This window comes from Pseudomonas profundi, from assembly GCF_008638305.1.
Classification (GTDB): Bacteria; Pseudomonadota; Gammaproteobacteria; order Pseudomonadales; family Pseudomonadaceae; genus Halopseudomonas; species Halopseudomonas profundi.
The window spans coordinates 148,216-167,412 of sequence record NZ_VTPZ01000010.1 but is presented as its reverse complement, the minus strand read 5'-3'; the positions used below and the strand labels follow the sequence as shown (position 1 = coordinate 167,412).

General features: G+C 56.8%; 21 protein-coding genes. 14 read left to right on the top strand and 7 right to left on the bottom strand.

Features of this window, described 5'->3' with window-relative positions:
- The first annotated feature begins 684 nt into the window (after positions 1-684).
- Positions 685-1,023, top strand: coding sequence for a PilZ domain-containing protein (locus tag FZE95_RS14295; protein WP_150301537.1), 339 nt, complete (start codon positions 685-687; stop codon positions 1,021-1,023).
- A 5-nt stretch (positions 1,024-1,028) separates the two neighbouring features.
- On the opposite strand, the gene flhA is transcribed toward FZE95_RS14295, so the two are convergent.
- From flhA to FZE95_RS14260, 7 genes are read right to left on the bottom strand one after another with little or no spacing between them, the layout of a single operon-like run.
- A complete protein-coding gene (flhA, locus tag FZE95_RS14290) occupies positions 1,029-3,125 on the bottom strand; it encodes a flagellar biosynthesis protein FlhA (protein ID WP_150301536.1) in 2,097 nt (698 codons plus the stop codon).
- Between the two features lie 11 nt (positions 3,126-3,136).
- Positions 3,137-4,267, bottom strand: a complete 1,131-nt coding sequence (gene flhB, locus FZE95_RS14285; RefSeq protein WP_150301535.1) for a flagellar biosynthesis protein FlhB — start codon at positions 4,265-4,267, stop codon at positions 3,137-3,139.
- A 2-nt stretch (positions 4,268-4,269) separates the two neighbouring features.
- Positions 4,270-5,058 (bottom strand): flagellar biosynthetic protein FliR, encoded by a 789-nt coding sequence (locus FZE95_RS14280; protein WP_150301534.1) that lies wholly within the window; start codon positions 5,056-5,058, stop codon positions 4,270-4,272.
- 3 nt (positions 5,059-5,061) lie between these two features.
- Positions 5,062-5,334, bottom strand: coding sequence for a flagellar biosynthetic protein FliQ (locus FZE95_RS14275; RefSeq protein ID WP_150301533.1), 273 nt, complete (start codon positions 5,332-5,334; stop codon positions 5,062-5,064).
- Between the two features lie 7 nt (positions 5,335-5,341).
- Entirely contained in the window at positions 5,342-6,103 is a 762-nt protein-coding gene (fliP, locus tag FZE95_RS14270; protein WP_150301532.1) for a flagellar type III secretion system pore protein FliP, read from the bottom strand.
- The gene (locus FZE95_RS14265) at positions 6,100-6,471 is read right to left on the bottom strand and encodes a FliM/FliN family flagellar motor switch protein (RefSeq protein ID WP_150301531.1); all 372 of its coding nucleotides are present in this window, start codon (positions 6,469-6,471) and stop codon (positions 6,100-6,102) included. The genes fliP and FZE95_RS14265 overlap by 4 nt, the downstream gene beginning before the upstream one ends.
- A complete protein-coding gene (locus FZE95_RS14260; RefSeq protein ID WP_150301530.1) occupies positions 6,468-7,307 on the bottom strand; it encodes a FliM/FliN family flagellar motor switch protein in 840 nt (279 codons plus the stop codon). Before FZE95_RS14260 ends, FZE95_RS14265 begins: the two co-directional genes overlap by 4 nt.
- A 462-nt stretch (positions 7,308-7,769) precedes the next feature.
- Here FZE95_RS14260 and FZE95_RS14255 point away from each other — a divergent pair, with 462 nt between their 5' ends.
- The 13 genes from FZE95_RS14255 (at position 7,770) to FZE95_RS14195 (ending at position 19,153) form a co-directional block, all read left to right on the top strand.
- A complete protein-coding gene (locus tag FZE95_RS14255) occupies positions 7,770-9,182 on the top strand; it encodes a sigma-54-dependent transcriptional regulator (RefSeq protein ID WP_190324577.1) in 1,413 nt (470 codons plus the stop codon).
- A 9-nt stretch (positions 9,183-9,191) separates the two neighbouring features.
- A complete protein-coding gene (locus FZE95_RS14250) occupies positions 9,192-9,518 on the top strand; it encodes a flagellar hook-basal body complex protein FliE (protein ID WP_150301529.1) in 327 nt (108 codons plus the stop codon).
- A 19-nt stretch (positions 9,519-9,537) separates the two neighbouring features.
- On the top strand, positions 9,538-11,175 hold the full coding sequence (gene fliF / locus FZE95_RS14245) for a flagellar basal-body MS-ring/collar protein FliF (RefSeq protein WP_150301528.1): 1,638 nt from the start codon (positions 9,538-9,540) through the stop codon (positions 11,173-11,175).
- A gap of 18 nt (positions 11,176-11,193) precedes the next feature.
- On the top strand, positions 11,194-12,204 hold the full coding sequence (locus FZE95_RS14240; RefSeq protein WP_150301527.1) for a FliG C-terminal domain-containing protein: 1,011 nt from the start codon (positions 11,194-11,196) through the stop codon (positions 12,202-12,204).
- 11 nt (positions 12,205-12,215) lie between these two features.
- The gene (gene fliH, locus FZE95_RS14235) at positions 12,216-12,920 is read left to right on the top strand and encodes a flagellar assembly protein FliH (protein WP_150301526.1); all 705 of its coding nucleotides are present in this window, start codon (positions 12,216-12,218) and stop codon (positions 12,918-12,920) included.
- Positions 12,917-14,251 (top strand): flagellar protein export ATPase FliI, encoded by a 1,335-nt coding sequence (gene fliI / locus FZE95_RS14230; RefSeq protein ID WP_150301525.1) that lies wholly within the window; start codon positions 12,917-12,919, stop codon positions 14,249-14,251. The genes fliH and fliI overlap by 4 nt, the downstream gene beginning before the upstream one ends.
- Positions 14,248-14,673 carry a flagellar FliJ family protein gene (locus tag FZE95_RS14225; protein WP_150301524.1) on the top strand — a complete coding sequence of 142 codons (426 nt, stop codon included), beginning with the start codon at positions 14,248-14,250 and terminating at the stop codon, positions 14,671-14,673. The genes fliI and FZE95_RS14225 overlap by 4 nt, the downstream gene beginning before the upstream one ends.
- Before the next feature lie 74 nt (positions 14,674-14,747).
- A complete protein-coding gene (flgM, locus tag FZE95_RS14220) occupies positions 14,748-15,026 on the top strand; it encodes a flagellar biosynthesis anti-sigma factor FlgM (protein ID WP_150301523.1) in 279 nt (92 codons plus the stop codon).
- Positions 15,023-15,460 carry a flagellar protein FlgN gene (locus FZE95_RS14215; RefSeq protein ID WP_150301522.1) on the top strand — a complete coding sequence of 146 codons (438 nt, stop codon included), beginning with the start codon at positions 15,023-15,025 and terminating at the stop codon, positions 15,458-15,460. The genes flgM and FZE95_RS14215 overlap by 4 nt, the downstream gene beginning before the upstream one ends.
- 223 nt (positions 15,461-15,683) lie before the next feature.
- The gene (gene fliD, locus FZE95_RS14210) at positions 15,684-17,015 is read left to right on the top strand and encodes a flagellar filament capping protein FliD (RefSeq protein ID WP_150301521.1); all 1,332 of its coding nucleotides are present in this window, start codon (positions 15,684-15,686) and stop codon (positions 17,013-17,015) included.
- A complete protein-coding gene (gene fliS, locus FZE95_RS14205) occupies positions 17,012-17,413 on the top strand; it encodes a flagellar export chaperone FliS (RefSeq protein ID WP_150301520.1) in 402 nt (133 codons plus the stop codon). The genes fliD and fliS overlap by 4 nt, the downstream gene beginning before the upstream one ends.
- Positions 17,394-17,717, top strand: a complete 324-nt coding sequence (locus FZE95_RS14200) for a hypothetical protein (RefSeq protein ID WP_150301519.1) — start codon at positions 17,394-17,396, stop codon at positions 17,715-17,717. The genes fliS and FZE95_RS14200 overlap by 20 nt, the downstream gene beginning before the upstream one ends.
- Positions 17,714-19,153: a flagellar hook-length control protein FliK gene (locus FZE95_RS14195; RefSeq protein WP_190324576.1), complete on the top strand. Its 1,440-nt coding sequence runs from the start codon at positions 17,714-17,716 to the stop codon at positions 19,151-19,153. Before FZE95_RS14200 ends, FZE95_RS14195 begins: the two co-directional genes overlap by 4 nt.
- Positions 19,154-19,197 lie beyond the last annotated feature (44 nt).

The following is a 19,197-nucleotide window of genomic DNA, read 5'->3' as shown; positions in this document are numbered from 1 at the left end:
TCTGGAGACAGGTCGGGGTGTTCTTTTATGCGCCTGGAAAACGCCTGATGCCGGCAGGCAGACCGTATTATCTTGCCTCGGTCTTGCCGTTACCCCTGAACGGGCATGATGTTCATTATTGCCAGCGCGCTCTATTCTTTGAGCAAGCGCATGGAACTGTGGTTGCCATCGAACGGTATGTATCGCCCTGTTCCGGCAGGGACCATAGGCTCACACCTCAATCCATGTGCAGCAATCCCCGGAATTATATGGCGCACCGAGGATCAAGCTGGTGATCATGCTAGTGGGCCGTTTCATCCCACAGGGCCCTGGGCTGTGCTTTCGGTACATCGACTAACATCTTCCCTCTCTTTGCGTACCCTGGGCGTAGTCATGCGTGCGGAAGACACCAGCTCAGCTAGCTCGTATCGAAAACAGTCTCTAAAGCTAGATGGCGGATTTCGTATGGTCGTTCAAGCCCTGCGCCTCATCTACGTAAATCGGCAAGGGGTCAAATAAGCCAGTTGGCGCAAGCTGACATACAGGACAGCTTTCCATATTAATTGATATCCTTTCGCATGCTTAGCCGAGCATGGGCATGCGATCCAAATCTGCCTGGCTATGCCTAATATCGCGGGCGCTTAAGATTCTAGTGGGTGCGGTCGCCTGTATTGAATGGATGTCTATACAAGGAAGGTGAGTCAAATGCGCGAACAGAGCCGTATCGTTTTCAGGTCAGTATTTCGCATGAAGGTTAGCGAGCGGGCCAGCGGTCGGCTCGTGGGCTATGTTGGTGATATATCAGAGCGAGGGATAAAAATACTTACCGACGAAGCGCTTGAGAGGGGCACCCTTATGCGCTTGCGCCTTCGGATGCGTAATGGTGAGGGAGCAATCGTTTCGGTTGATGTCGATGCTGAATGTCTGTGGTGTCGAGCCAACACCAAGAGCGGCTATTATGAGTCAGGGGTGCATATCGGCCAACCAGGTGAGGCTTTCACCCAGTTGGTCGAGGGCTTACGGAAACGTCGGAAGATTTCTTGATAGGTCTAGCCTAGCGTGCCGAGGATGTTGACTTCGACACGCTCCGGTATTTCATTCTGAGACAGGACATGCAAGCCAGGGCTGAATACTTTTGCGTATCGTGCTAACAGGGGCCTGAGCTGAGGCATAACCACTAATATCGGCGAATGTCCTTCCCTTCGTAACTTCTCTTTCACGACAGGCATGCTGTTCTGTAGTTGATTCAACAGATTAGGCTCTACCGGGATGCTATCCAGGCTTACCGTCCCGGCCTGCTGGGCGGAGCTCAACGCACTCATCAAGGTATTTTCCAAGCCATTCTCAAGAATGTATACGGTAAGTTCGCTGCGGTCGCCGCAGATACTCGAAACGATGCTGCGTCTTAGGGTGTAACGGACGTCAGCCGCTATCAACAGAGGGTCCTTGGTTGTCTCGCTACTCTCAAGCATCGTGGTGGCAATAGATACGATGTCCCGCAGAGGCACTTGCTCCTGCAACAGCTGCCGAAACACCTTGTGTTGTTGGGCGTGACTGAGCTGCGCCTTTAAGCTGTCTGCGAGTTTGGGCGCTTGCATAGCGAGTCGCTGCATCAAGTGCTCGACATCGTCATGTTTGAAAATGTCAGGCAGGTGCTCGCGGATAATCTTATTGAGATGGGTGGCGATCACGCTTGAGCAATCGATGACCTGATAGCCCAGGTTTAGCGCTCGGGGTTTTTCGTCAGGGTTGATCCAGACAACTTGCATGCCATAAGCGGGATCAATGCCTATAACGCCGTCCAGCTCGCCGTAGGTCTCGGCGGAGGGTATTGCCATCAACCGATCGGGTTGCAGTTCGGCGCTATCAAGCTTTTCGCCGTTTATATGGATCTGATATTGCGATGCCTTGAGTCGGAGACTGTCTCGAATGTGAACCTCAGGAAGCAGGAACCCGAGCCCTTCCGACAGGGTTTGACGCACGCCTCGAACGCGCTGTGGTAGTGGGGCGCCGCTTTCAGGGCTCACTAGCGCAACCAGTTTATAGCCCAGCGAGACGGAGATTCGTTCAACCAGAGGGATGTCTTCCCACTCCAGGTTCTGGATGCGTTCGTTCTCCATCGCCTGATTAAGCGCTTCTACTCTTGGCAGGTTGTCTTCACTTTCATCTGAATGGAAGCGCGACACGCTCCAGCCAATAAACGCCAGAAGTGCGGCAAAACTCAGGAATGCCAGATGGGGCATGCCAGGTACAAGCGCGAGTACGAACAGAATGCCTGCGACGGTGTAGATAAGCGTAGGCGATGCCAGAAGCTGGCGTCTCACCTGCGACGTTATAGCCGCTGACTCGTTCGTGCGGGTGACTATGATTGCGGCTGCGGTAGAAAGTAGCAGTGCTGGTATCTGGGCAACCAGACCATCACCGATAGTTAAAAGCGCATATTGTTGGAAGGCGTCGCCAGCCGAAAGGTCGTGGAGAAAGAGACCTATAGCAAAGCCGCCGAAGAGGTTGATAAGGAGAATCAAAATGCCGGCGATGGCATCGCCGCGTACAAATTTTGATGCGCCGTCCATCGCGCCGTAGAAATCAGCTTCTTTTGCCACTTCCTGACGACGCTGGCGGGCGTCCTCCTGGGTGATCAAGCCGGCATTCATATCGGCATCGATTGCCATCTGTTTGCCCGGCAGTGCGTCCAGCGTGAACCGGGCGGTCACCTCCGATATCCGCTCGCCACCCTTTGTGACCACCATGAAGTTTATGATCATCAGAATCACGAAAACGATCAGGCCGACAATGAAGTTGCCGCCAATCACCACCTGACCGAACGCCTCGATCACTTTACCTGCTGCTGCGGTCCCGGTGTGGCCTTCCAGAAGGACGACCCGAGTCGAGGCCACGTTGAGCGTGAGTCGCATCAGGGTGGTGATCAAAATCACCGTGGGGAACAGTGAAAAATCGAGCGGTCTTTTTGCCGAGACGGTCACCATCATAACGAGCACTGACATCGCAATGTTGAAGGTGAAGAGCACGTCTAGCAGTAGCGGCGGCAATGGCAGAATGATCATCGCCAGGATAGAAATAATAACCAGGGGGATACCGATCTGGCCGCTGGTCAATATTGGCATGAAATTCTTGAACTGCTTCATGGTGGCGATTCTCAACGGATCATGGATGCGGGAATAGGCAACTGGCTGGCGAGCTCAGGCTTGGGCCGTCGGCCGGCACGCCAAGCCTTCAGTTGTAAGACGTAGGTTAGAATGTGCGCCACAGCTGTATACAGCGGCGCAGGGATCTGCTGATTCACCTGGGTGCTGTAATACACCGCCCGAGCCAGCGGCGGCACTTCTATGACATCCAGGTTGTAAGCAGTAGCTGTCTTTCGAATGTATTGCGCGGTTTCGTCGATGCCCTTAGCGACTACGAACGGGGCCTCGGCCTTCTTCAGGTCATAGCGCAACGCAACTGCATAGTGCTGGGGGTTTACGATCACCACATCCGCGTCCTTCATTACCTTGCTGATCTGACGCTGGGACAGTTGGCGTTGGAGCTGTTTGATCCGCGCCTTGACTTCCGGGCGACCCTCCTGGTTTTTATGCTCCTCCTTGATCTCCTGTTTGGTCATGCGCATTTTCTTGGTGAAGAAGTACTTTTGTAGAGGGATATCGATGAATGAGAACAGCACAAAGACCAGTACGAGCATTATGGCTATGTAGTACGCCAGCGTCATGGCGCCGCTGATCGCCGTAAACACATCGCCCTTCTGCAGCGCCACGAATTGCGGCGCTGCAGCCAGCAGGAGCATGGCCGCGGTAGCCAGTAGCACAGTGATCTTCAGCACAGATTTGAAAAGCTCGGCCCAGTTCTGACCAGAAAAGATCCGACCAATGCCGGTGATAGGGTTGAGCTTGCTGAGCTTTGGCGAGAAGTTTTTTGATGAGAAAACCCACCCCCCCGGGACCATCGAAAAGACTACAACCAGCGCCGTGGTTATAAGCAGCGGTAACATAAGCTTGATGTAAATAAGCAGGTTATGCCCTAGAACCAGTGTTAGATCGTGCTGCGTGATTTCACTTCGATGGAAGTCGACATATGAAATGCGGAACAGGTCCTGGAGTCCCTCGAAAAACAGCCCAAAATTGAACTTCAGCACAACGAGAGTGGCCAGCAGCGAAACGGTCGTAGCCAGATCTTTTGAGCGTGCGACCTGCCCATCAGCTCGGCTCTTCTTGAGCTTTTGCTCTGTTGGCTGCTCCGTTTTCTCCTGACTGCTTTGCTTATCTTCAGCCATAGTTAACCCTGGAGTGCCAGGCCGAGGTTTCCGAGTAACTGCCTGGTCAACAGCAGGTAGCTTTCCGACATATTGTTAAGCGTAAAAAAAATGGTCATCCAACCCGTTATGATCGCCATCGGGAATCCTAGAGCGAACAGGTTCATGGTTGGCGAAATCCGGTTCAACAAGCCGAAGCAGAACAGCACCAGGGTCATGCTGAACACCATGGGCAGGGCTATCATCACCGCCGCGGAGAATACCCAGCTTAACGCGAAGACCATGCTCGACAGGCCTGTAAAGTGAAGACCGCTGCCGACAGGCCAGAAAACAAAACTTTGATAAGCCACGCTGACAATGACGAGATGGCCATCCACGGCGAAAAAGATCAGCGCCAGCATGGTGAAGTACAGCTGATACAGAATGGGGGAGGAGGAGATACCGTTCTGTGGGTCGTTGTAGCGAGCCATGCTCATGCCCATCTGGGTTGAGATCATCTCACCCACCAAGCTATAGATTGTGAAGACCAGCTGCAGGGAGACCCCGAGGAGCATGCCGAACGCAATCTGTTCCAGCGTAGTGATTAACCCAGCTACCGACATGGGGTTAATCATGGGGGGGGTGGGTAGCGCGCTACCAAGCGCCAGCGTCAGAATCAAAGCCAGCAGTATTCGCCCCGGCAATGAGAAGGCTTTGTGGCTGAAGAGTGGAGCGAGCGTAAACACCGCAAGAAATCTGCAAAACGGCCACCAGTATGCCTGCATGGTTAGCAAGTACTGATTTGCATCGAATAAAGCTTCGGTAGCTTGCATCTATCAACCGGCCAGATGGCCAGCTTGCTGAAACGTCCGAATGAACATCTCACTCAATAATCGAAGGATCCAGTGCCCCGCGAACACCAGCATGCCAAGCGTTATTAACAACCTGGGCAGAAAGCTGAGCATTTGCTCATTGATCTGCGTAGCCGCCTGGAAGATGCTCACCAGCAGGCCTCCGATCAGACTGGGGATTACCAGGACGCAAACAACCAGAGCGATAAGATAGACTGCGTCCGCAATGATGGTGACGGCGGTATCAGGGGTCAGCATAGCGGCCTCAGAAGGGCTGAATACTGGTTGTAAGCGTGCCGACCATCAGGCTCCAGCCGTCTACCAGCACGAATATCATCAGCTTGAACGGCAATGAGATCATCATCGGCGACAACATCATCATACCCATCGCCATCAGTACGCTGGCGACCACCAGGTCGATAACGAGAAATGGCACAAAGATCATAAAGCCCAGTTGAAATGCCGTCTTGAGCTCGCTAAGTACAAACGCGGGTAAAAGAAGGGAGAAATCAAGGGTGGTCATATCTTCCGGCGCTTCTTCGTTAACCAGCGAGAGGATAGTGTGTAATGAGGTTTCATTTGTTTGTGCGAGCGTGAATCGGCTCAAAATCGCCTTGGCCTCCCCCAGGCCCTGTTCGAGGCTGATCTCATCTGCTTCGAAAGGAACGAAAGCGGTGCTGTGGATCTCCAGCCAGACCGGTCGCATCACCAATAGAGTCAGGCACAGGGCGATGCCTATCAGCACATTGTTAGGCGGGCTCTGCTGCAAGCCGATGGCCTGTCTCAGAATGGAAAGTACGATAATGAAGCGGGTAAAACAGGTCATCATCATCAACATGGCCGGCAGAAAGCCGAGCAGCGTCATGAGAATCAGTATCTGTAGCTTTATGCTAAGTTCCTGACCTCCTTCGGTCTCATTGAAGGACAGCAGTGAGATTTCGCCACCACTTGCCTGAGCCAGAGCAAAATCAGGAACCAGGAATAGAAATGTTGCGACAGAAAAGGAGAGGGGGCGAAAACGGATCATACGCTGAGATCTTTCAACCCGGCACCACTAAGCTCAAGGATACGTAAGCCGTAGCTTCCGTTCACCACGACGACCTCAGCTTTCGCGAAGAGCGCGCCGTTGACCTTGACGTCCAGTGGTTCGCCAGCGAGCTTGTCCAGCGCTATAACGCTGCTGGCATCAACGTCCATCAAGTCCTGAAGCGTGAGCTGGACAGAGGCAACTTCCAGCGTGACCTGCACGGGTATCTTGCCGAAAAAACTCAAATCCTGCTGAGGCAGTCGCGGCTTCAGTTCCGCTTCCGGAACGTCCGGTTCAGTGCCGTTCAGCTGGAGATCTCCATCATTTATCAGGCTGTCCAGTTCGTTGTCCGTGAGGGTATCGGTCATGTTGGTTTCACGCTTTCGAGAGAAGTAAGGCATAGAGATCCATCATCTTCAAAGATGGCTCCGCGGAACAATTTCTGTTGTGCAATCTTGACGTCGCAGCGCTCTGGCATACGTATCATGACGATATCGTCGGGTTGGAGCGCCAGCACATCGGCAAGCTGCATCTGCACGGAGGCAATGACACACTCCATGCGTACCGGCAGCCTTTTGATATTCTTCATCGGATCAACAGCCCGATGTTGCGAACCTGGTGCCGCCATCCTGCTGGTCAGCAAATCGGAAAGTTCATGGTCCAGGTACAGACGTAGCGATGCGCAGGCCGAGGTGACATGGTTTTCGAAAACAAACTCGATCTGATAGTCCCACTCTGGTTGGTCATAAGCATTATCGTAAGTGTCCAACGGGCCAAGGCTGTTTCCAGCAAGCATTGCACGCCCGAATATTCCTGCAATATCGCGCCCGAGTCGCTCCCGCATACGTTCTTCAGAAGTGCTTATCGGGGCGTTATCGCTCTTGGGGACACTTATTCCGCCGTAATAGGATTCAAGGATGTCGCTTAACAGCGGCCGATCGATTGAAAATCCAACTCTTCCCAGCGCCGAACGAAATACGCAGTCCGGTTCTGCGAATACAGTTTCGGTGACAGTAATCGACTTCTGTTCCAGGTGTACTCTCAAGTTGCGCAAAAAATAATCAACGATGACGCGCGGGTACTTGTTTGCGGCCTCGGTTAAATGTTCCGGCACTTTATGATAGTGCCGGCCGAGTTTGTGCGGCTTAAGCCGGACCAGGGAGTCTGGCGGCACGCTGTGCTGGACCTTCAGGTTGCCAATCATGTTTTAACTGCGCTTCCGGGATTATTGATCAGCCTGCTCGGCCTGATGGGGGAGCTGTCAGGGAGGCGCGGGCGCACCACCCTGCCTTGGCTCACCAGTGCCAGGCATGTGACGAACGCTTGGGGCTTGGGGTGGAAGTCTACGGATGGTGTCGCGTGGGATTAAATCAATAGATATCAATTCACATCAATCGGTGCGGGATGCGCCTTTTTGATCTGAATTCATGTGATGTGATTCGGTGATGGGTTCGGACCTTGGTATGGTCGCTGCCGATTCGGCTTCGGCCAGAACCCTAAGACGACCATATCTGCGGATAGTTTCATTTATTCTGAAAATAAAATGTTAGCTGCTTCTCAGATTGCGGTTTTTAGGTCGGCTTTGCGAAGCTTTCGCGATGCTGCTCAAGTTCTGAAAAATGGACACGGCTATAACGGCAAGCATGACCAGGTAGGGTGAAATTCGGTGAAAGGTACAAGTCAGGCATTCAGTTTCGGCCAGCCAAACCAGGTTGATGCGAGTGCTGCCCGAGGAAAAGTCTTGGTAGTTGGCGAGCAGGCTGAAATATCCAGTCAGCTCGGTGGTAGTTTGCGCGAGTTCGGGTATGACGTTGTGAGTGCCTCGGGCTTCGAGCAACTATCAGCGGCTACGCCTGGTTCATGTGAGCTTGTGTTGCTGCTTGTCAGTGGGCTTGATCCGCACACGCTGTGTGAACAAGTAGCCAACTTAACCCGGATATCGCCGCGCCTCAGTGTTGTGCCGATTGTTGGTTATGAGGATCAACAAAAAGCAGCCACGTTACTTGAACTTGGATGTATAGATTATCTGCTTTGGCCCTTTAGTAATCATCAGTTGAATCAACTGTTGCGTCGCATCAGTCATACCGAAGAGGCCCGGGAAGACTTTGTGTCCTGTTCGCAAGCCGGTCGGAGATTACTGACCATGGCGCAACGGGTGGCCATGACTCGCGCACCGATTCTCGTTACGGGTGAGACCGGTACCGGGAAGGAAATGATCGCGCGCTACATTCATCGGTTTTCCAGCGTCAAGGATGCGCCGTTCGTGGCAGTCAACTGCGCAGCAATCCCCGAGTCCATGCTGGAATCGATCCTGTTCGGACACGAAAAGGGCGCGTTTACCGGCGCCATAGCCGCGCAGCCCGGGAAGTTTGAACAGGCAAATGGCGGCACCTTGTTGCTGGATGAGATCGGTGAGCTGCCTCTGCCCTTGCAGGCGAAGCTGTTGCGCGTACTGCAGGAACAGCGTGTCGAGAGGCTTGGTGGTCAGCGCGAGATCACCCTGAACGTGCGGATCATCGCAGCCACCAACCGGGACCTGCAGCAGGAGGTTGCCGAAGGGCGTTTCCGCTCCGACCTGATGTTCCGCCTGGATGTCTTGCCTTTGCACATACTGCCGCTGCGTGAACGAAAGGAAGACGTTGTTCCATTGGCCCGGCAGTTTATTCGAAAGTACGCCTCCGACGAAAACGAGCAGCACCTGCTGACCCACGAAGCCTGCCTGGCCCTGATGCACCATCACTGGCCGGGTAATATCCGCGAACTGGAAAATACCGTGCAACGCGCGCTGGTGCTTCGCAACGGGCTGTTCATCCAACCGTGCGATCTGGGGTTGGCAATACCGGAGGGCGTCACGCTGGCCCCTCAGATGGCTGGTTCACCGCTGCGTATTGTCGAGTCTGGAAAGGCAGCGTTGCGTGCCACCGGCAAGCAAGCCGAACACCAGCACGTAATCGATACCCTCCTCCAGTGTAGTGGCCATAAGACCCGCACCGCCGAGCGGCTGGGTATGACGCCCCGTGCGCTACGTTACCGGCTCAACGCCATGCGCGAGCAGGGCGTGGACATTCCGTTTGAATAGGTCCCCAAGATGAATTCGATATCCCAAGTACAGTCGCAAATGCTTGATCGTATGCACGAGCTGCAAGCTGCCTCCTCGGGAATGCCAGTGAGGCCCCCGGTGGATGCGTCTGCCGAGGCAGGGCCCGTCCAGGCGTTTACCGATATCTTGCGCGCGATCGATACCGAGCAGCATCGTGCCAGTCAGGCTGTTGCCGATGTTGATAGCGGCAAGAGCAAGGACCTGGTAGGTGCCATGGTGCAGAGCCAGAAGGCCAGTTTGTCGTTCGCGGCTCTGCTTCAGGTGCGCAACAAGATGAGCAGTGCCTTCGATGAAATCATGAGAATGCCGATTTAACCGCCCCGAGAGCTGAACTGTGCTGCAGACGATCAAGAACAGAATTCATGAAACAGGCTTCAAGCCTGATGCCCGCTTTGTAATGTTTGGCATCGCGATGGTCGCAGCGGTCATAGCGGTTGGTATTGCGGTTTACCTCTGGCGAGAGCCAGCCGGTTACAAGCCGCTCTACGGTGCCGGCGAGAATTATCCGGCCGCGGAAGTCATGCAGGTACTGGATGCCGAAGCCATTCGCTACCGCCTACATCCTCAGAGTGGGCAGATCCTGGTGCGTGAGGATCAACTCGCGAGTGCACGGTTGCAACTGTCGGCGCAGGGCGTGAGCGTTGCGGTACCGCCGGGTTATGAGTTGTTCGACAGCGACGAGCCATTAGGCACCAGCCAGTTTGTACAGGATGTCCGTCTCAAGCGCAGCCTGGAAGGTGAGCTGGCGCGCACCGTAATGAGCCTGAAGGGCGTGGAGCAGGCGCGTGTGCACCTGGCGCGCGAAGAAAACCGCTCGTTCGTGATCGGCCGGCGTGAGCCCGCAAAAGCCTCAGTCATGTTGCAGCTTTCACCCGGGGTGAAACTGGAGCCGGAACAGGTCAATGCGATCGTCAACCTGGTGGCGAACAGCGTCCCACAGCTGGCACCAGCTGACGTGAGCATCGTGGATCAGCATGGTGCTTTGCTGTCCCGCGGTCTTGATGCCTGGGGTGGTCCTAACCGCAACTGGCAAGTACTCAACGATTACCAGAGCCAGACAACCGGCAACATCGAGGAGGTGCTTGCCCCGGTTCTCGGTGCGGGCAATTATCGAATCAGTGTGGCAGCTGACGTGGACTTCAGTCAGCGCGAAGAAACGGTCCAGACATATGGCGATACCCCGCGCATTCGCAATGAAGCGCTGCGCAGCGAGAGCGCACTGGACAAGCTCGCGCTTGGGGTACCCGGCTCCTTGAGCAATTTGCCCATGCAGGCACCCAAGGAAGGCGAAGAAGGCGAAGAGGGCGACACGCAGGGCGCTACGTCACTTCGTGAAGAGTCGACTCGCCGGCTGGACTATGACCAGTCGGTGACCCATGTGAAACATGCACCCTTTACCCTGCGTCAGCAGAGCATTGCCGTCGTGCTGAACGCCTCAAGTGCGCCTGAGGGAGGCTGGACCGAGCAGGCGCGGGGCGAAATAGCCGCGATGATTCGCAGTGCTGCCGGTTTCAATGTCAGTCGCGGCGACCAACTTACCCTGAGCGTCCTGCCTTTTGTGCCCGTCGAGCCGTTTGCCGCAAACCAGGCCTGGTGGGAGAACAGCGGCGTCCAGTCCTGGGCCCGCCTGGGATTGTTGGGATTGCTTGCGATGATGTTCATGGTGCTGGTCGTTCGCCCGGCGCTGCGCATCGCCAGCCGCAGCAATGAGCAAACCGCTGAAGCAGCGTTGCCCGCACCGCCAGTACCGGAGGCTGAGCAGATGCTGCCACGTCCACAACAGGAAGCGCCGTCACTGAATATTCTCAGCGAGCTTAGCCCGTTGGCGGAGATCCGCTTGCCGGCCCCTAATTCGGGCCTGGAACTTCAGGTCGAGCATCTTCAGATGCTCGCGCGCAACGACCCTGAAAGGGTATCTGAAGTCATCAAGCACTGGATCGGTCGTAACGACCGCGACGTCAATCCCGCCTAATCATTGGAAAACGACAACATGAGCAATCTCAGCGCACGCCGGCACATGAGCTCCATCGAGCAGGCTGCGATAGTCATGCTGAGCATGGACGACGCGACTGCGGCCGGGGTGCTCAAGCATTTCTCGCGGGAGGAGATCGTGGCTATCAGCCAGGCGATGGCTCGTCTGAGCAACGTCAAGCAGCCCATGGTGGCAGAAGTCGTGGGTCGATTCTTCGAGGACTTCCGCGAGCAGAGCGGAATCAAGGGCGCGTCCCGAAACTATCTGAACGGCATGCTTGCCCAGGCGTTGGGTAGCGATATTACCCGCAGCTTGCTCGACGGCATCTATGGCGAAGAGATTCGCGCCAAAATGAGCAAGATGGAATGGATTGATCCGAAGCAGTTCGCCGCCATGATCGCCAAAGAGCACGCCCAGATGCAGGCCGTTTTCCTCGCTTTCCTGCCACCGGCAATGGCCGCCGAAGTTTTGGAGAGCATGCCTGAAACACGGCAGGATGAGCTGCTGTTTCGTATCGCCAATCTTAACGAAGTAAACAGCGACGTGATCCGCGAACTGGAACAGCTGATTGACCGGAGCATATCGGTACTGACGAATCAGGGGTCGCAGGTCCGGGGCGTCAAGCAGGCGGCGGATATCATGAACCGCTTCAAGGGCAACCGTGATCAGATGTTCGAACTGCTGCGCGCCCATGATAACCAGCTGGTCAGTCAGATCGAGGATGAAATGTATGATTTTTTCATTCTCTCAAGGCAGACCGAAGAGGTCTTGCTGGCATTACTGGAAGCCATCCCCATGGAAGAATGGGTAGTGGCCTTAAAGGGGGCCGAGCCGGAGCTGGTGCGCGCCATCCAGGCGGCAATGCCCAAGCGGCAGCGCCAGCAAATGGATTCCATCAGCCGCCGCCAAGGCCCTGTTCCTATGAGCCGCGTAGAGCAGGTGCGCAAGGACATCATGGCGGTGGTCCGCGAGATGGCAGCCGACGGAGACGTTACGCTCCAGTTGTTCCGTGAGCAGACGGTCGAGTAGCCGGAGGCATTATGGCAGTCAAAGTGATCAAGGCGGACGGCAAGGCATTGCGCATTTTCCGCTTTCCACCCTTATGTGCGACGCCGCTGGCAGGCGACGCTGAGCTTCATTACGCCGATCAGGCCACTCTCCAACGTGCGGTGAGCGATGGCTATCGTGAAGGCGCGGAGCGCGGTTACCAGGAAGGGTTGGAGCAAGGCCTGGAAGCAGGCCGGCGCCAGGGCTTCGAAGAGGGCTGTGAACAGGGCAGGCAACGTGGTCTTGAGCAGGGCCGCTACCAGGGCTTGCAGAGATATGAACAGGCCACTGTGCCCTTTGAACAGATGCGCACGGAACTGCGCGACTATCTTGCCGCACAGGATCGCAAGACGCGGGAAGATTTGCTCGAGTTGGTCCGCAAGGTGGCGCGTCAGGTTATCCGTTGTGAGCTGACGATTAACCCAACGCAGCTCCTGGCGCTTGCCGAGGAAGCGCTGGCAAGCATGCCGGGCGATCCGGGTGAGGTGCAGATCCTGCTCAATCCGGAAGAATATGCGCGTATCAAGGATATCGATGCCGAACGCGCCGAAACGTGGCGTTTGATGCCAGATGACCGGCTGGGTCTTGGAGAGTGCCGGGTCGTCACCGAAAAGGCGGAGGCAGATATAGGCTGTCAGCAGCGTCTGGACTCCTGCATGGACACACTGGCCCAGCACATCAAGGTGTCTGAAGCATGAGCCTGCGCGAGGCGTTCAGTCTCGACGAAGCGCTGCGTTCACTGGAAAACGTCCAGCTGGCCAAAGTCAGCGGCCGGTTGGTACGAGTGTCGGGACTGCTGCTGGAAAGCCTGGGTTGCCGCCGGATGACCGGCCAGCGCTGCTATGTCGAGCAGGGCGACGGCAGTATGCTCGAAGCCCAAGTGGTGGGTTTTGATCGGGATATAACTTACCTGATGCCGTTCAAGAAACCGGTGGGTCTGACAGCCGGATCCCGTGTATTTCCTGCCAGAGACGAAGGTCTCCTGCACATCGACGAGTCGTGGCTTGGCCGGGTGATCAACGGGCTCGGTGAGCCGCTTGATGATCTTGGCAAGCTTGCCGGGCGCGATACGCTTTCCAGCGAATTGCCGGTGGTCCATCCCTTGCGCAGAAGGCCGGTCAGTGAACCGCTCGATGTAGGCGTCAGGGCAATCAATTCACTACTGACACTGGGCAAAGGGCAGCGCGTGGGCCTGTTCGCCGGCAGCGGCGTGGGCAAGAGCGTCCTGCTCGGGATGATTACCCGCCAGACCAAAGCCGACGTCGTCGTGGTTGGGCTGATCGGCGAGCGGGGTCGGGAGGTTCAGGAATTTTTGCTGCACTCGCTAGGCCCTGAAGGCCTGAAAAAAGCGGTAGTCGTCGTTGCCCCGGCTAACGAGTCACCTTTGATGCGCCTGAGGGCCGCGGAGCTTTGCCACAGCGTTGCCGCCTATTTTCGTGATCAGGGCAATGATGTGTTGCTGCTGGTCGATTCGTTAACCCGCTATGCAATGGCCCAGCGAGAAATAGCGCTGGCGCTGGGCGAGCCTCCTGCTACCAAGGGATACCCGCCCTCGGTATTCGGTCTGCTGCCCGAGCTGGTCGAAAGCGCGGGGAATGGGGACGCGGATCGCGGCAGCCTGAGTGCGCTTTATACCGTGCTGGCCGAAGGCGACGACCAGCAGGACCCGGTCGTCGACTGCGCGAGGGCTATCCTTGACGGTCATATCGTGCTGTCCCGTCGCCTGGCGGATACGGGTCACTATCCGGCGATTGACATCGCCGCCTCGGTCAGCCGCTGCATGGCTCAGGTGACTTCGGCAGAGCACCAACAGGCCGCGCGGCAGCTCAAGGAGTTGTACAGTACCTTCGAGCGGATTCGTGAAATGATCCCTCTGGGCGGCTATACACCGGGAATGGATGGCAAGACAGACCGTTCGGTACAGCTTGCGCCGCGGATCGAGCGCTTTCTGCGCCAGGACGTGCAAGATGCAGCCGAGCTGGAACAGAGCGTGTCGGCACTCACCAGGCTGGTAAAGAGCGCCCCATGAAGCAGCAAATCCAGACGCTGTCCCGCTTGGCCCGGCTGCGCGGCACGCTGGTGCAACAGCTGCTTGCGCGTGTTGCCTACCAGCAAAACCTTTGCCAGCGCTACCGCAATAATATTGAAGGGCTCAGCCGTTTATGCAGTTACACCGCACCCATGACGACTCCGCTTCAGCGCGACAACCAGCATCGTTACAAGATGACACTGCATAAAATGATCGAGCTTCAGCGCCGGGAACTGAAGGTGTCGGAGGAGGGGCTGACCAGGATCCGCGGCGAACTGTTGGCAGCCATGCGTAATGAGCAGATGATCGTGCAGGTTCTGGAAGGCAAGGTTCAGGAGTGGGAGCGGCAGCTTGCCAGGCACGAGCAAAAGATCCAGGATGGGCTGGCGTCACAGGCGTGGTGGCGCGCCCATGGGCTGTAACGGATAAAAAAGATTTAATGCCTCGCAAGTAATGGTCGTCTCATATCAGTAACCACCTCTGTTGGATATAAAGTATGGACATCTCCAGACCCAATACAGCGGGTCCCCGCCCGGTCGTAGACAGCTCTGCCCAGCAGGTTGCCGAGCGTGCACCTGTGGCAAGCCCGGCGAGTGTGAATCCGCCCGCCGCCGCAAGACCCGATGCGTTACGTGCCGCACTGCAGGCGTTACCGGACGTTGATCTGGACCGCGTGGCTGCTCTGCGCCAGGCGCTGCAGGACGGAAGCCTGGACACAAGCCCCGAAAATCTGGCGACAGATATGCTCGCGTTCCACCGTGGTGGCCGCCATTGAATGCTGAACGGTTGCAGGCAGCGCTTGAGCATGACCTGGGTCAGGATTGTGTGGCCTACACCAGTCTGTTGAGGTTTGGCGAGGCGCTGCATGCTTGCCTGCTCGAGCGTGACAGTCCCAGGGTTGAAGCGACCAACCGCGCAATCACCGGCCTGCTTGAGCAGGTCGCCGGCCGAGCCCAGCGACGCAACCGCATTCTTGGTGCTTTCTCGTTGTCCGCCAGCGAGCGCGGCATGCAAAAACTGATCGCCAGCTGCGAAATGCCGATGCGTAAACGGCTTGAGGCCAGTTGGAGCGAGCTTGGTCGTCTGGTGCGGGCCTGCCAGCAGCAGAATGAGCGCAATGGGAAACTGCTTGCCATGCAGCAGGATATTCTCAATCACCTGCTCGATCAGGGTTCGCAATCTACGATTTATGCCCCTCAGTATTACTGATTCCTGCATAGCCATTCCCCGTACTTAATTTTTTCCGCCCGCAGCCGCCTTTTCCACATATGGGCCCGGTGCGTGGTGCAGCGGAAATCCTGTTTCCGCTGGCGCCTGATGGTCTCCTGAATGGGGAAGCTGGCTGCCCAAGTCTTCAAATAAGATGTTATATATCAATAGCTTAATAGTTGGCATGTTGATTGCTTGCTGTTTTGGCAGAGGATAATTCACGATGAACTTTGATTCCGATTACGCTAGAAACATGGCGACGCAGCTGGCTCAGTATGACGTCCAGGCTCCGCTGGCCCGGCTCGACCGTAACGATGCCAGTTATAGGGGCCAGCTCGACGCGGTAAACAAACTGGACAGCGCATTGCGCACGTTCCGCACGGCCGTGCGCGACCTCAAAGGTGTCGGCGCCAGCTCCATGCTCGTGAACAAGGCCACCATGAGCCAGGACGGTATCGCTACGGCAGCAGTAAGTACCAACGCCGTGCCCGGAAATTACCAGTTCGTCGTGGAGCAGCTTGCCAGTCAGCACCAGCTCGCGCTAAATGGCATGCAGCCAATCGATGTGAGAGATCCGGCAACCGCAGGCGACTTCAAAATCGAAATCGGCACGGAGCAGTTTGTTATCAACCTGGGCAGTGCTGATGCCGACGGTGACAAACAGGTGTCGCCTGCCGAGTTGTCCGCCGCTATCAATCAGGCCGCCGATAACGTTGGCGTCAGCGCAACACTGGTGCGCAGTGGTGAAGAGATCTCACTGGTCCTGACCAGCGATGAGAGTGGCGAAGCCAATGCACTGACGCTGAGCTCCACCAACCCGGGCCTTCAAACCGGTATCGACGCCAAGATGGAATTGGCCACCGCGCTGGATGCCACGGTGCGCCTGGGCGGTAGAAATGGATTGGTGCTGGTCAGCCCGAGTAATACCTTTGACAATCTGATCGACGGCGTAAGCCTTACCTTCAACAGGGTGCATGGCGCAGACGAAGCGCCGTTAAGCATTGCCGTTGGCCAGGATGGCGAGGCGACCAAGGCCAAGGCAAAAACCTTTGTCGACGCGCTCAATACGCTCATGAGCGCCTTCGACAGCCTCACCGCCAGCGGCGGCGAAACGGCGAAGCGCGGGCCCCTCGCCGGGGATTCGAGCATTCGTTCGATCGAGAACATGCTCAACCGCGAGTTACGCAACGAGTTTGGTGGCGTGAGACTGATGGATTTCGGTATCAGTTCTGATCGCAACGGCTTGTTGAAGCTGGACACCGCGCAGCTGGAGAAGGCTGTCGCTGCGAACCCTGAAGGGTTTGATCAGCTGTTCACCGGCGAAGACAACCTGCTGGCTACCCTCGAAAGCAATTTGAACCTTTATACCAATTCCACCAACGGCATCATGAAGAACCGCAAGGAAAGCCTGAACCTGATGCTGCGGCGTAACGATGACCAGATGGCAGCTATCGAGCAGCAATATGATCGCAGCTACTCCCGATACCTGACGCAGTTCACCAGCATGATGCAGATGATGCAGTCGATGGAGCAAACACAGGGCATGTTCGGATGAGCGAATTTCACTTTAATGACAGTTACGAGCAGTACCGCTCGGTTGATCTCGAAGCCAGAGCCGCCGCCGCGTCTCCCTATGATCTGGTGTTGGTATTGGTTGATGGGCTGCTGGATGAGCTGGCCCGGGCGAGGGGGCATATCGAAGGTCGCCGCTATCAGCAGAAGGGCGCTTCGTTGGAAAAATGCATGAACATTCTTAACGGGTTGAGCAGTGCGCTGGACTTTGACAACGGCGGCGAAGTAGTCGCCGGCCTGGCACGGCTCTACGACTACTGCGTTTACCGGCTTTCGGATGTCAGCGTCACGCTATCGCTTGAAGGCATTGACGAAGTAGTCCAATTGGTCGGCACCCTGCGTGAGGGCTGGGAAGGCGTTAATGCAGCGCGCAAAGGCTGACAGCGAAAGACTCGCCGAGGTGTATCGGCAGCTGCACGAGGCGTTCAGTACAAGCGACTGGGCAGCACTGGCGAAGGCCGATCTGGCTATACGCGATCTGCTCGTTCGGCTGCCTGCTGACTCGCAACTGGATGCCGCGGCGCGACAGATCAAGCAGCGAATGAAAAGTCTGCACGCCCAGGCGCTGGAGAAGTGCGGCCTTGAATGCAAGCGCCTGGAGAAGGTGCTGTCCAACCATACCCGGCACGCCGAGGGTCGCTCAGCCTATATGCAAGTGAACAGTTTTGGAGGAGACGGCTCGTGATCGAACGGGTAATTACAGCGGGCGCTAACGCAGATCGTCCAGACGTCGTGCGTAGCGCTCGTCTCATCGGTGATGTGGCCTCCCCAGAGAATGCTCAACCGGGAGCGAAGACGTTCCTGCAGGAACTCGCTGATCCTGCCCGTGAATCCGGGCAGAGCAGAATTGGTGCAAGCAACCTGGCGTTGTCCGTGGGTTCAGGCCCCGCGCAAAACCCGGACGCTAAACAACAGACGTCATCCCTGGCCGGGGTGGGCGAACTGCCGGATGCTGCGCTGAAATCGCTGGTCGGTTGGCGGCCAGGAACAGAGGTGGCGGTACCGTTTCGCCCGGTGGCGGAAGGTCCAGAATCTGAGGCAGCCAGGGAGCTCCAGGCTGCGTTGTCGGAACGAGCTAGTGACCCGGGCATGCAAGGGTCTGATTCGCTAGCGCCCGCTGGCTACCCCGTGCTGCAACCCCACATGGAAACCGCGTCGCTTGGGGTTCAGGTGCTGAATCCAGATTACTTGCAGGGCCGGGAATATTCGCCCGCCGAGCGCACCGTGCTGTCAGGGGCTCCGGCTGCGGGAGGCGCAGCGGACCTGCCATTGGAGCAGGTCGAGCAATGGCTGGCAGAGCTACAGCGCCTGCAGGCCCAGCACGGTCAGGCGCCGCATGACGCTGTTGACGCCGATAGCGCTGCCCATGCCGGAGAGCTGGCGCTGGCCGGGCTGTTGCGTACCGCAGAACAGTCGACCCGGGAGGCCCCGCAGTCAGCGCAGAGTGCTCGCTCCTTGCGCTTTGCGGGTGAGGATGCGTTGGCCGCGAAAGCTGCCGCTTTCACGGCGTCGCCAGTCAGCTCGGAGTTACCTCTGCAGGGGACCAAAGTCCAGCTTGAATCGCTGTTGCAAACCGTTCTGCCCGATGAGCCCGCAATCCAGGCTGCGACGAACCGAGCGACTGATTCCTCTGCCGCAGCTTTAACGAATGGGCTGACACAACAGTCTGCCGTTTCTGCAGCGGTGCCCGCGGAGGTACGTCTGCAGGGGGCTGAGTCCCGCTGGGGTGAACAGATGCTCCAGGCACTGCGCGACCAGGTCCAGACGCAGATATCGCAGCGCAGCCAGCATGCCACCATTCGTCTTGATCCGCCGGAACTGGGCAGCCTGGATATTCAGGTCACCCACGAGCACGGCAAGCTCAACATCCAGATCAATGCTGGCCAGGCAGATACCGCGCGCTTGCTGGCCATGCTGAGCGAGCGCTTGCGCCACGAGCTGCTCAGCCAGAATTTCACCGAGGTCAACGTTCAGGTGGGTAGTCAATCGGAGCAGGGGCGAGATGGCCGACAACGCCATGCTCCGGGTGCTGACAGCGAATCGGTAGCTATCGCCAGCGAAAGCGAGTCTGGCCGGGCTAAAAAGCGTGACGCCTCGGGCGACATATTGATCAGCGTGTGACGGTCTGGTCCGTCATCTCAACCTTCCCAGCTTTAGTGAGTACA